The organism is Cupriavidus necator A5-1, assembly GCF_000744095.1.
GTDB lineage: Bacteria > Pseudomonadota > Gammaproteobacteria > Burkholderiales > Burkholderiaceae > Cupriavidus > Cupriavidus necator_A.
Genome location: NZ_JQLI01000008.1, coordinates 3,618,843 through 3,631,758 on the forward strand (window position 1 = coordinate 3,618,843; position 12,916 = coordinate 3,631,758).

Annotated in this window: 9 protein-coding genes and 2 pseudogenes; 5 read left to right on the forward strand and 6 right to left on the reverse strand. The window is 67.4% G+C overall.

The window, feature by feature from the left end:
- Positions 1-48: 48 nt before the first annotated feature.
- Positions 49-320 (reverse strand): annotated as a pseudogene (locus K307_RS40860) (hypothetical protein).
- A 325-nt stretch (positions 321-645) separates the two neighbouring features.
- On the opposite strand from K307_RS40860, the pseudogene K307_RS40865 reads away from it, so the two are divergent.
- A pseudogene (locus K307_RS40865) lies at positions 646-1,460 on the forward strand (IS256 family transposase); the annotation flags it as partial.
- A gap of 102 nt (positions 1,461-1,562) precedes the next feature.
- Here the strand turns inward: K307_RS40865 and K307_RS40870 are convergent.
- Positions 1,563-1,991 carry a DUF4399 domain-containing protein gene (locus tag K307_RS40870; protein WP_042888074.1) on the reverse strand — a complete coding sequence of 143 codons (429 nt, stop codon included), beginning with the start codon at positions 1,989-1,991 and terminating at the stop codon, positions 1,563-1,565.
- A 37-nt stretch (positions 1,992-2,028) separates the two neighbouring features.
- A complete protein-coding gene (locus K307_RS40875) occupies positions 2,029-2,454 on the reverse strand; it encodes a DUF4399 domain-containing protein (RefSeq protein WP_042886706.1) in 426 nt (141 codons plus the stop codon).
- A 426-nt stretch (positions 2,455-2,880) separates the two neighbouring features.
- Between K307_RS40875 and K307_RS40880 the strand changes: the two genes are divergently transcribed.
- Positions 2,881-3,945: a formylglycine-generating enzyme family protein gene (locus K307_RS40880; RefSeq protein WP_419187211.1), complete on the forward strand. Its 1,065-nt coding sequence runs from the start codon at positions 2,881-2,883 to the stop codon at positions 3,943-3,945.
- Positions 3,946-3,987: 42 nt separating this feature from the next.
- On the opposite strand, the gene K307_RS40885 is transcribed toward K307_RS40880, so the two are convergent.
- On the reverse strand, positions 3,988-6,045 hold the full coding sequence (locus K307_RS40885; RefSeq protein WP_042886708.1) for a serine/threonine-protein kinase: 2,058 nt from the start codon (positions 6,043-6,045) through the stop codon (positions 3,988-3,990).
- Positions 6,046-6,398: 353 nt separating this feature from the next.
- Here K307_RS40885 and K307_RS47060 point away from each other — a divergent pair, with 353 nt between their 5' ends.
- From K307_RS47060 to K307_RS40895, 3 genes are all read left to right on the forward strand, one after another.
- Positions 6,399-6,662, forward strand: coding sequence for a hypothetical protein (locus K307_RS47060; RefSeq protein ID WP_230626345.1), 264 nt, complete (start codon positions 6,399-6,401; stop codon positions 6,660-6,662).
- Positions 6,663-6,902: 240 nt separating this feature from the next.
- Positions 6,903-7,145 carry a hypothetical protein gene (locus K307_RS40890; protein WP_042886709.1) on the forward strand — a complete coding sequence of 81 codons (243 nt, stop codon included), beginning with the start codon at positions 6,903-6,905 and terminating at the stop codon, positions 7,143-7,145.
- An 839-nt stretch (positions 7,146-7,984) separates the two neighbouring features.
- Positions 7,985-9,937: a DEAD/DEAH box helicase gene (locus K307_RS40895; protein WP_042888075.1), complete on the forward strand. Its 1,953-nt coding sequence runs from the start codon at positions 7,985-7,987 to the stop codon at positions 9,935-9,937.
- An 81-nt stretch (positions 9,938-10,018) separates the two neighbouring features.
- Here K307_RS40895 and K307_RS40900 read toward each other — a convergent pair whose 3' ends face one another.
- On the reverse strand, positions 10,019-11,275 hold the full coding sequence (locus tag K307_RS40900) for an SUMF1/EgtB/PvdO family nonheme iron enzyme (RefSeq protein WP_042886710.1): 1,257 nt from the start codon (positions 11,273-11,275) through the stop codon (positions 10,019-10,021).
- A 148-nt stretch (positions 11,276-11,423) separates the two neighbouring features.
- Positions 11,424-12,539 (reverse strand): L-histidine N(alpha)-methyltransferase, encoded by a 1,116-nt coding sequence (gene egtD, locus K307_RS40905; RefSeq protein ID WP_042886711.1) that lies wholly within the window; start codon positions 12,537-12,539, stop codon positions 11,424-11,426.
- Between the last annotated feature and the right edge of the window lie 377 nt (positions 12,540-12,916).

The following is a 12,916-nucleotide window of genomic DNA, read 5'->3' on the forward strand; positions in this document are numbered from 1 at the left end:
AGCGCCGCGGGGACGCCCCCGCGGCGCGGCGCCATCTCAACAACCTTCTCAACGATAGATATTGTTGCTGGCGTTCTGGTTGGTATCCACATGCGAACGGACATGGTCGAAGAAGGCCGAGCCATTGCCGTTCAGATTCGTTACGATCTCATTTGCACGATTTCCTGCTTGGCATTATTGATGCTGCTGTCGAACGCCAGCATGATCGGGGCGTACACGGCGGCGAAGGGCAGGTAGGACAGGCCGCCGCGCACGGCGAGCATGCCCTTGCGGTCCAGGGTGTCGAGGGTGGTCAGGTCGTCGATGGTCAGCATGGTCATGATGGGCTCCGGTAGAGGAAGGTGTTGCCAAGGTTGGTGTCGCGCTCGGAGGGGATACTGCAGGGAGCGTGCCAGGGGGTGGGTTAGCTTTGTTGTTGTTGCGTAAATGCCTGTAAACATGGGGTTTTTGCGTTTGTGATAGTGGTCGGATGCGATGGGGCGCTGGCTGTCGGCGGGTCGGGATGGTGGATCGCGGCCAACAGATAGTGGGTATGTGTTGGGGGGCGGGTGACACTGGGGTGGCGGGGCTCGCTGTGGGTTACATCTGGTCGATGCTCGACGGCCTTGGCTGTTGGTGACACTTGTTGTCGCTGTTGAACCGCCCGTGCGCGAGATCCAGACGTTTCTGGCCGAACAGTACGGCACCGAAGTCTCGCCCGAGTTCATCAGCTCGGTGACCGACGCAGTGATGGACGAGGTCACCGCCAGGCAGGCCCGCCCGCTTGAGGTGATGTATCCGGTCGTGTTCTTCGACGCGCTGCGGGTCAAGATGCGTGAGGACGGCGTGGTGCGCAACAAGGCCGTCTACCTGGCCTTTGGCGTGCTGCCAGACGGCACGCGCGACATCCTGGGCCTGTGGATCGGGAGCACCGAAGGCGCCAAGTTCTGGATAAAGGTGTTCAACGACCTGAAGACCCGTGGCATCCAGGACATCCTGATCGCGGTGACCGATGGCCTTAAGGGCATGGAACAGGCCCTGGCCGCGGTGTTCCCGAACACCACGCTGCAGACCTGCATCGTGCATCTGATCCGGAACAGTTTGGAATACGCCAGTTGGAAGGAGCGCCGGGCTGTGGCTGCGGCGCTCAAGCCCGTGTAGACGCGCCCACCGTGGAGGCGGCGCTGGCCGAGCTGGCGGCCTTCGAGCAAGGGGAATGGGGCAAGCGGTACACCCCGATCGCCGCGTCCTGGCGTCGCGCGTGGGACCAGGTGATCCCGTTCTTTACGTTCCTGCCGGCGATCCGCAAGATCATCTTCACGACCAACGCGATCGAGAGCATCAATGTGCAGCTGCGCAAGATCATCAAGGCACGGGGTCACTTCCCCAGCGATGAGGCGGCGACCAAGCTGCTGTGGCTGGCCCTACGCAACATCACCGGGAAGTGGGGCAGTTCAACGCATGACTGGAAGGCCGCCATGAAAGTGACCCGCCCAGGAGGACGGAACCAAGCGGTTCAACAGCGACAACATGTCACCAGCAGCGCGAGCCGTCGAGCATCGACCAGAAACCACCACCACCCCTCACTTCACATAAATCGTAATCTTCTTCGAATAAACCGGCGGGTTGGTAGGAATGTGCTTGTCATCCCCCATCAGCAACTGCAACGTGTGCTTGCCAGGCGGCAGCTCAACCATGGTCTCAGTCTCCCCCGTGCCGAAATGCAGATGGTTCCGGTCATTGGGAATTTCCTTATCCATCGGCGGCAGATCGACATCGATCAGCAAATGATGGTGCCCGGTGTTGGGATACTTCACATCCTTGGGCGCCACCCCCATGTTGCGCAACCCGAACCACACCTTGAATGGCTTGCCCGCGGGCATCGTCTGCCCATCGTTGGGCCAGCCGATATAGAGATAGGCATTGGGCGGGGCCGGCGTCGACCCGCCCTGGACCGCCGCGGACAGCAGCACGCTGACGGCGAAGGCAGCGGCAGCAAGTAGTCTGAACATGGCGCTCTCCCCTGTTTGCTGATCGGCCTGCGCGCGGCTAGCGCACCGTGATCGTGATCTTCTTCGAATAGATCGGCGGCTCGAACGGCACGTGCTTGGCATCGCCCAGCAGCAGCTGCAGCGTGTGCTTGCCGGGCGGCAGCTCAACGCGCGCGTCGGTCTCGCCCGCGCCGAAGTGCAGGTGGTTCTTGTCCGACGGGATTTCCTTGTCCAGCGGCGGCAGCTCGGTGTCGACCAGCAGGTGGTGGTGCCCGCAGCGCGCTGATTCGACGCCCTTGGGGCAGACGCCCATATTGCGCAGGCCCATGCGCACCCAGAACTTGCCGCCACTAATGACGGTGCCATCGTGCGGCCAGATAATGTAGACCTCGGCATTGGGCGGGGCCGCCGTCGACAGCGACAACGACGGGGCAGCGGCCAGGGTTGCGGCCGCCAGCAGGCGGAACAGGAATCGTCTGGACATACGCGGCGCCTCCCGGAAGACTGTCCGAAACCCGATCACGTTGTCCCGAAAGCCCATTCTTGTTGCTTGTTGGTCAGCGCTCGGCGATTCGTCCTTCAGGTTAGGATGCAACCCCGGAAAAAGCGAACCCGGCGCGTCGTGGCCCTATGGCAATGCTCCGCCGGAGACACAATCGCTGTGCTATCTTGAAGCAAGCCGGTCGACGTCTCGGCAACACCACAATGCGCCCCCAGGGCATGCTTGCCGCATGCAACGGGTTCGCCGCGGCCCCAATGAGGTGTGAAGATGTGGCGCAATCTACCAGTCGTGCGCCTGGCCGCAATGGCCGGGTTCCTCGCCACCGCGCCGCTGCCCGCGCAGGCGGCCGGCGCTGCCACCGCTGCGAGCGCTGCACCGGCCACGGAACCGCTGCTGCTGGCCGGCATCATGCCCAAGAACACCGACGAGCAGTACGAGCTGAGCTTCTGGGAATCGATCAAGAACAGCAACTACGCCGGTGACTACGAGGCTTACCTGAAGCAGTATCCCAACGGGCGCTTCGCGGTGCTGGCCAAGGCGCGTCTGGAGCGGCTCGCCGCCGCCTCGGCACCGAAGGCTCAGCCGCCATCGCCGCCCCCTCGCTCTGGCGCGACTGCCGGTGGCCAGGTTACGCGGCCACCGGCGGCATCCCCACCGGCAGCGGCGCGTCCGGCATCGCCACCGGCGGCGCCGCCGGCGGCGGCAACGTCAAAACCGGGCGCGGCAGCAGCCGGTGCGGTCAGCACCACACTGCGCGCCGGCGAGATCCGCGATTGCCCGACCTGCCCGGTGCTGGTCTCCCTGCCGGCCGGCAGCTTCACCATGGGCAGTAACGCCAGCGACCCCGCCGAGAAGCCCCCGCATCATGTCACCATCGGCCAGCCGTTCGCGATCGGCCGCTACGAGGTCACGGTCGAGCAATGGAACGCCTGCGCCACCGCCGGCGGCTGCCAGAACATCCCCACCGTCGCCGAAAGCGCGAAGAACGCGCCGGTGCGCGACGTCAGCTGGGACGATGCGCAGCAGTACGTGGCCTGGCTCAGCAAGACCACCGGCAAGACCTACCGGCTGCCGACCGAGGCAGAATGGGAATACGCGGCGCGCGGCGGCACCGCCAGCGCGTTCTGGTGGGGCGACCAGATGCGCAAGGGCAATGCCAACTGCAAGGACTGCGGCGAGCCGTGGAGCCAGGACGCGCCGGCGCCGGTGGGCTCGTTCGCGGCCAACCCCTATGGCCTGCACGACGTCAACGGCAGCGTGTGGGAATGGGTGGCCGATTGCTGGCACAGCTCGTACAAGAACGCACCGACCGACGGGCGCGCGTGGAACGAGAACGCCTGCGGCTCGCGCGTGATCCGTGGCGGCTCGTGGCGCGAAGGGGCCAGCTACATGGTGTCGTCCACGCGCTTCAAGTACAGCCCGAGCGTGCGGCAGTCGCAGAACGGCTTTCGCGTGGCGCGCGACATGAAGTAGCGGCTGGCGCCAACGGCAAGCCGGGCGTCATGAGGCTCGCGCTCACCGCGCGCGCGTCGAGATCTGCACCAGGTCCGCGCTGATGCGGTCCCGGCCATAGGTGTGCGCCATCTGCGCGAGCGGCTTCTCCAGTGCGCGGACATAGTCCTGCCGCGACTCGACCTCGGTGCGGCGCCCTTCGAAAAGCGGCGCCGGCGTGGTTAGCAGCACCACCAGTTCGGTACCGAACGGACCGGAGACGATCCAGTCACCGCTATCGCCGATGGTGGCAGTGTGGCCAGGCGGCGCCTGGTGCGCGGGCACGCGTGCGCTGGGCACCATGTGCGCCACCTTGCCGTCAGCCGCGAAGTAATCGACATAGACATAGGAGTCCTGCGCCGGCGTGCGCAGGTCCAGCACCAGCGGCTTTCCCTCGGTCAGCTGCGTACCCTGGCCGCGCAGCCGCAGCGAAGACGCGGTGCCGCCCTCGCGGTTGCCCGACCAGTATGGGGCGACCAGCGTGGCCACGTCGCACTTGTCGGCGGCCAGCGGCTGGGTGTCGATCGACACGCCCGTCACCCCCGGCAACGCGCCGAGCTGCTCGCGCAACCGTGCGGGCCCAACGCTCTCGGCAAGGAAACCACGCACGCGCACCGTCTGCGCCTGCTCGCTGGCGCTCAGCAGTGAGCACGGCACGGCGGCCAGCACCTTGCGGACATCGGCCATCGACAGCACTGGCGAACGCGCGGGTGCGGGTGTGGGGGCGGGCGTGGCGGGTGCCGGAGCCGGAGCCGGTGGCGTGGCCGGCGCCTCGACCCGTGTGTCGCCCGCCGGCGCTCCGGCCTGCCGCTGCGCATGCCAGGCGTAGTAGCCGATCGCCGACACGCCGGCCAGCACCGCCAGCACGCCACCTGCCATCAGCGGCGAGGGGCGCGGCGTGGGCGCTATCGGCACCGCGCTCATGCCTTTCAGGAACAGCGCGACCGTCGGCGTGCGGGTTTCGCGGTCCAGCGACAGTGCCTCGCGCAGCGTCTTCCATTGGGTGCGGCTCAGCTGCGGCGGCTGAACCGGCTTGAGCCCGGCCTCGCGCGCCTGGTTGGCTCCCAGCCGCTGGTACGGATGCTTGCCAGTCATCAGTTCATAGGTCACGCAGGCCAGCGCGAAGATATCGTCGCGCGGATCGGGCTCGCGGTGCTCGAACATCTCGGGGCTGGCGTAGGCCGGCGTCATGCCGCCCAGCGAGCCGGGATCGAACACGGTCCTGTCGGATTCGTCCGCCGGCGGCAGGAAGCCGCGCGCAATGCCGAAGTCGATTACCTTGACCTCGCCGCTGTCGGTCAGGAAGACGTTGGCGGGCTTAAAGTCGCAATGCACGAAGCCGCGCTCGTGCGCGTAGGCCAGCGCGTTGCCCATGCCATTGATGATGGACATGGCGCGCGCCATCGGCATGCCGGCAAAGCCCGGCGCCTTGAGCACATGGTTCAGCGAGGTGCCGGACAGGTATTCCATGGTCAGGAAGACCACCGGCCCGTCGCGGTCGAAGTCATAGACCGTGACGATGTTCCGGTGCGCCAGCGTCTGCGCCTTGCGCGCCTCGCGCTGCAGCGCCATCAGCGACTTGGGATGGCCGCTGAACTGCAGGTTCAGCACCTTGATGGCGATGTACGGCTTGCGGTCAGACGCTTCCAGCTTACGCAGGTCGAGCGCCTTGTAGACCGTGCCCATGCCACCCACGCCCAAGCACTCCTCCAGCACGAAGCGGCCGTTGAGGGTATCGCCGACGCCCTTGGTGTGCGCCGCCTGCGGCAGCGTGCCCGCCTCGGGCGAGGTCGCGTACAGCGAGCCCGTATGCGGCCCGCTGGCCAGGCGCGTGGCCTCCGTGGCAGCACCGTACTGCGTGGCGCTCTGGCGCTCGATGCGCCGCATCACTTCGGCATAGACCGCGGGCGGGAACGGGAAACGCGTGTTTTCCTCGATGATCACGCGCGCCGCCTGGCTGGGCGTGGTGGGGTCCTGCGCCAGGGCCGTCTCGAACGACGCGACGAACTCGTCGTCGGAGAGACCGCCGTTCTGGAACTTGCGGATCAGGTCTTTGAGACTGGCCACGGCATGCCCCGACATGGTTTGCTGACAGGGCCGACCCACCGTGCGGAAGTACCCTGCCTTCGATGGATACTAGTGCGCACCCAAGGCATGCGCAATCCATCCGCATTCAGCACGCAACGCATCGCGCGCCCGGTCGTCGCCAATCGCGGTAGCTGCTGAGCCCCACTGCCGCCGCGGCGCCAACACCGGCGTGCCAACTGTTGGCCCGGGCCCGTCACCCATGATCTCCGGCAGGATCTGCAGCCAGTGCGTGCGAGCCGACATCGCAAATAAATCCCTCATGTTTTCAGGCAGTTGCGCGTGCCCGGCGCGACTGGCAACGGCGTTGGCACACTCCCTGCGTGAGTACCTCCCGAGCGCGACATCCGATGCTCGAAACCAACCCCAAGGCAATACCTTCCTCTACCAGAGACCATCATGACCACGCTGACCATCAAGGGGACCTCGACCGTGCCTCGCTGTGCGCCGTACGCGGCGGCAATTCGTGGCTCAGCCGCGGCATCGGCAACGTCGGTCCGCTGGCCAACGTCACGGTCAACGTCAACCAGAACATCGCGCAGCTGCAGAGCGTCAACGTGAATACCCTGAACCCTTGCTCAGGGCAAGATCGCGGACGAGGATTGTTGACATGATGGTGCTCCACAACGTCGGCAGCATCGGCCCCCGGCTTCGGCCCGGTGCGCGTCAACGTGGACCCGTCGCAATGGGGCGGCAATTTCGCCGCCGTCTGAGCGAGGTGCGGGGCGCAACTGCGGCCAGGGAGGACCGCGGACCGTCTCGCCTATACTGAAGCGGTCCCGCGGCCGCATGGCTGGGGTTCCCTACCGGGGGCCGCGGCCATGCGGCCGCGGTCCCGCATGACGGAGACAGCCATGGCAGTGATCGTCATCAAGGATTTGCCCGACAGCATGGATCTCGACCGGCAGGCAATGTCCGCCATCCTGGGCGGCGGGCGCACCGCCGGCGGGCAGGCATGGCATGGGCTGCGGCGCCAGGGCGCCGCGCGCATCGTCGACTACCCGGGCGGATTGCCTGGGAACCGCTACGTGATGCCGCGCGAGCAGCCGCTCGGCCGGCTGCCGCGCAAGGCAGCGGGCAAGGATGCCGAGGACTGAGCTGCAGCATGAACGAAAGCCGCAAAATGAAAGCCCGCCAGTCAATGGCGGGCTTGGTTGCGGACGGGCCCGGACATCCTGGGTCCACGCGGTCAGCAGTTCGGTCATTCTATTGGCCAGGCAGGCTTCCCATGATTCCGCCCATGACGCGGACGCCCATCCGGACCACCCGGAGAGTCGCAGAAAGTCTGGCACTGGGGGCAATGACCGCATTGCTCGCCGCGAACAGCGGCCCAATGCCGCTGGAGGAGGTCAAGCGGGAACGTTTTCGTCCGCCCCGTGCGGGCATCCTGTGTGCCCGCGCCTCCAGTATAGGCGGGTGCCGCGCCCTTTCAACCCGCGCCAGCGCCGGCGCGATGCGGGGCTCGCGCCGGGTGATCGCTGGCTGACATATCCGGTTACGTTTTCGCAGTGCAACAAAAATTCCGCACTCTGCTATAATCCGCCGCGTGAGTTTCGCAACTGTGAGATCCGCCAACCGCCCGGCACTGCTTCACCTTCCTGCCGCGGCGAATCCGCTGCCCTCCCAAGCTCTGTTTCCTCGCTGCAGGACGCCTGGTTAATCACCTAAGCGCCAGCCGCCCAGCAGAACGCATCGCTCACCTGACGTCGCCTCGTCTCCGATCCTGTTGAACAGCCTGAAACCTGAGCTGTTTGCCTGCCAGGGACATGGCCGGACCGCCTAGCGGGACCAGCCAAAGCCCTGCCTGCCGCCGTACTGCCAGCTGTGTCTGTCGTAACGGCCTCACCGATTGGCGCCGAAGCCTTTTTAAGACTTTGCACTGCGCCCACCCCATTTGCTTTGCCGGGGTGCCATGCATTTATTTGACCATTACGACATGACCCAGCACGACATTCGTGCGGAGCAAGCTATTGCCTCCGCGACCGACGCTTCGATCACTTCCGACGCTGCCCAGATTATCGAGAGCCCGCTCGACAAGCTCGACGCCATGCTCAACGGCAGCCCGGCAGCCGAAGCCCCGGCCGCTACGATCCAGACTGAGAGCGGATTTGCCACGCTCGGCCTGGACGCCGCCATCCTGCGCGCGCTCTCCGAGCTGAACTACAACACGCCGACCCCGGTGCAGGCCCAGGCCATCCCCGCCTTCCTGGCCGGCCGCGATCTGCTGGTCTCGAGCCAGACCGGCTCGGGCAAGACCGCCGCGTTCATGCTGCCCGCGATCCAGCGCATCAGCGAAATGCCAGCGCCGCAGCGCGCGACCGAGCCCGCCAAACGCATGAAGGGCAAGCGCCCCCGCCCGTCGCCGGCCCAGCCCGCACTGCTGGTGCTGACCCCGACGCGCGAACTGGCGCTGCAGGTGACCGAGGCCGCCGCCAAGTACGGCCGCAATCTGCGCCGCATCGTCTGCGCCAGCATCCTGGGCGGCATGCCCTACCCCAAGCAGCTGGCCGCGCTGGCGAAGATGCCTGACATCCTAGTGGCCACGCCGGGCCGCCTGCTCGACCATATCGACGCCGGCCGCATCGACCTGTCGGCGCTGCAGATGCTGGTGTTCGACGAGGCCGACCGCATGCTCGACATGGGCTTTGCCGACGACATCGACGCCATCGTCAACGCCACGCCGGCTTCGCGCCAGACGCTGATGTTCTCGGCCACGCTGGATGCGCGCATCGGCCAGCTCGCCTCGCGCCAGCTGCGCGATCCGCAGCGCATCGAGATCGCCGCGGCCCGCGCCGACCAGAGCCATATCGAGCAGCGCCTGCACTTCACCGACGACATGTCGCACAAGGAGCGCCTGCTGGACCACCTGCTGCGCGACGCGACGCTCAAGCAAGCCATCGTCTTCACCGCGACCAAGCGCGATGCCGATTCGCTGGCCGAGCGCCTGTCCGACACCGGCTTCTCGGCCGGCGCGCTGCACGGCGACATGACCCAGGGCGCGCGTAACCGCACCCTGACCGCGCTGCGCCGCGGCAACCTGCGCGTGCTGGTGGCCACCGACGTGGCCGCGCGCGGCATCGACGTGCCCGATATCACCCACGTGGTGAACTTCGACCTGCCCAAGCAGGCCGAGGACTACGTGCACCGCATCGGCCGTACCGGCCGCGCGGGCCGCTCGGGCATCGCCATCAACCTGGTCAACCACAACGACATGTTCCAGTGGCGCCGCATCGAGCGCTTCACCAACCAGCGCGTGGACGCGTCGGTGATCGATGGCCTGGAGCCGCGCCGCTCGCCCAAGCCCCGTTCGAATTTCGGCGGCAAGCCGGGCGGCCGTGGTGATTTCCGTGGCAACGGCGGCGGCAATGGCGGCGGCTACCGTGGTGGCGAGCGCAGCTTCGGCGACCGCAAGTTCGGCGGCAATGGCGGTGGCGCCGGCGGCTTCGGCGAGCGCAAGTTCAGTGGCGAGAGCCGTGGCTTCGGCAACCGCGCAGAAGGCGCGCGCCCGTTCGGTGACGACAACCGCGGCGGCTTCGGCAACCGTGAAGGCGGTTACCGTGGTCAAGGTGGCCAAGGTGGCCAGGGTGCCGGCTACCGCGGCGCCAACGACGGCGCACGTGGTTTCGGCAACCGCGAAGGCGGCCGCAGCTTCGGCGACGACAACCGTGGTGGTTTCGGCAACCGCGAGGGTGCTGCGCGCACCTTTGCCGACGGCAATCGCACCGGTGGCGGCGGCTACCGCGGCAACAGCGAAGGCCGCAGCTTCGGCGGCAATCGTGACGGCAACCGCGACGGCAACCGCAGCTTTGGCGGCGGCTACGGCGGCAACGGCAACAGCAATGGCAACAGCAACGGCAACCGCAACAGCCGTTCGCGCTACGAGCGCTGATCGGACGGTGCGCTGAGCGCACCTGCCAGACAGAAGAAAGGGCACCCTCGGGTGCCCTTTTCCTTTGCATGGCGCAGTCTGCTAAAGCGCGCAGGTGCGGAAGCCGACGAAGGCAAGATCGTCCTCCGGCAGCAGCGCCCAGCGTGCGCGCACATGGCGCAGCCGCGCGGGGCTGGCGAAGGAGACGCCACGCACCGCCTGATGCGTGCCGAAGTGGCTCACCAGCTCGCCGTCCGAAGGCGCCGCGGCAAAGCCTGCATAGGGCTCATACGGCGTCGCCGTCCACTCACGCAGCGCGCCCCACTGCAGGCCGCGGTTCTGCGTGGCGGCGAGCTCCCATTCCGATTCCGCCGGCAGGCGCCGGCCGGCCCAGAGGCACCACGCCTGCGCTTCGAACAGCGTCACGTGGCGCACCGCCTCGTCGGGATTGAGCGTGCGCAGCGTGCCGAAGCGCTCCACCATCCACGCGCGCGTCGACGGATGGCGCGACCAGTAGCGCGGCGCCGAGCGTTCCTGCGTCATCAGCCACTGGCGCCCCGCGGGCGACCACCAGGCCGGGTGCTCGTAGCCACCGTCCTCGACGAATTCCAGGAACTGCGCGTTGCTGACCGGCGCCATGTCCATCTCGAAGGCCGGCACATAGGTCGGCTGGGGCGGCAACTCGTCGGGCCAGGCAAAACCGTCAGGGTCGTTCCAGCCGAGCGTGAAGCGCCCGCCCGGGAAATGCAGCGTGCCGCCGTGCCCCGCGGGCTGGGCCATGCCGGTGCCCACGGCCTCGGCCGGCGCCATGCCCAGCGCCTGCAGCAGCGCCGCCACCCCCTCGCCCTGCGCATCCTCATGGAGCAGCGCGCGGCGAAACGGGTACAGCGTCAGGTCGTCATCATCCGGCAGCAGTGCGATCCGGCGCAGCACGCCGTCAAGCACCTCGGCGGCATAGCGCTTGACCACGGCCACGTCGGGCAGCGTGACATCCCAGCGCTCGTCCGGACCGATGCGGTCGGGGTCGAACCATTCGTCGGCGCCGTCGAGCAGCGCGGGTTCGCTCGCCACCGGCACCGGCACGCCACCGCGGTCCACCTGGCGCACGCCGCGCAGGCACCACCACTCGGCATGCCAGGCGACATGGCCCAGCGTCCACAGCGGCGGATCGGCATCGTACTGGCGCGGCACGCCCCAGGCGCGGCGCGTCTGACCGAACGGCGCGAGCCAGGCCAGCGTGCGGCTGCGGGCCTCGACCAGCGCCTGCGCCAGGCCTTCGCGCAGCAGCCGGCGCGGGTCGGACCAGGTCGCCTTGCCGCCGGTGAAATAGAGATCGGGAAGCATGGGGAAGCCGCTCATTGGGAAGGTCCGCGCTGGGGAACAGGGATTGGCTGTGGCCGCAGCGGCCACCGGGCGTGCGCAGCACGCGGCACGCCCGTTGCGGCCATTATGACACTACCTGCCTGCCCTCCCCGGCGCCTCCCGCGGGCCCGCCGGAGGCGCGCCGTCAGCCGCGCGCGTGGAACACGGCGAACCAGCCTTGCGGATCGGTCCAGTACACCGGGTCGTCAAACCCGGCGGCTTCGAGCAGCAGTGCGAAATCCTCCGGGCGGTACTTGTAGGAATCCTCGGTATGGATGCGCTCGCCCGCGGCAAACTCGCGCGCGCCGTCGTCCCACCGCACACGCACGTCGCGGCAGGCCTGCAGGTGCATCTGGATGCGCGAGGCCTCGCGGTCGAAGCTCGCCAGGTGGCGCCAGTCGGACAACTCGAAGTCCGTGCCGACGATCCGGTTCAGGTTGCGCAGCACGTTGCGGTTGAAAGCGGCGGTGACGCCCAGCGCATCGTCGTAAGCGGAGACCAGCGTGGTCTCGTCCTTGTGCAGGTCCACGCCAATCAGTACGCCGTCGCCCCGCCCGGCCGCGCCGCGCATGCGCTGCAGCAGCGCCAGCGCTTCCATCGGGGCGAAATTGCCGATGCTCGATCCCGGATAGAAGAACAGGCGCCGGCCGCGCCTGACGTTGGACGGCAGGTCGAACGGCGCGCACAGGTCCGCGCCCAGGCCCAGCATCGGGATGTCCGGGTGCTGCCGCTGCAGCGACGACAGCGTCGCGCGCAGGAATTCGATCGAGATATCGAGCGCCACGTACTGCGCGGGGCGCAGGCTGGAAAAGAGCCGCGCCGCCTTCTCGCAATTGCCGGCGCCCAGGTCCACCAGCACGCAGCCGCTGCCGGCGCGCGCCGCAATGGCTGGCGCCGCGCTGGCAAAGATCGTGGCCTCGGTACGGGTCGGGTAGTACTCCGGCAGGTCGGTGATGGCCTCGAACAGGCGCGATCCGAGCACGTCGTAGAAGAACTTGGGGCTGATCGCGGCCTGGCTGGCGCGCAGCCCGCTCAGCACCTGCTCGCGCAGCGCCCCGCTGTCTTCACGGTACTGCTGCACGAATTCCGGCTGCAGCGGCGCGCGATGGGCGTGTCCATTGGCCAGCGCGACCAGCGCCGGTTGTTCGCCAGCCGGCGTGGCGCTGGCATGGCCGTTGTGGTGGTGGTTGTGGCGGAGGGCGTTCTGCTGGGTCTTGTGCTGGAGGGGGGAGGCGTTCGGCGAGTTCGGGACAGCCGGCATGACGTTTCCTTGTGTGGTCGCGAATGTTCACTGCTTCACTGCGTATTCCCCAAGGCCGCGCTGTGCATGTCGTGCGCGCCGGTCTCCGCAACGCATTCCCTGTGCCGTCCGGGACGCATCGGGCAGAGCCGAAATTCAAGGATAAGCCCATCCGCCGGATTGTGCAGTGCCGAATGCCCATATGTGGCGCATGCGGCACCTCAAGAACTTTTACTCAGTATCTACCCCAATGGGCCAGTTTGCGCGCAGTTCGTTTATAATCCGGCCCAACGCGGCCCCTTGGTGGGCTGCGTCCCTCAAAGGGGAGTAGCTCCGGGGCCATGCCCTTAGCACAATCGTCATTCCGGGACCGGTGTCCCCGGTTGTGCTGACTAACC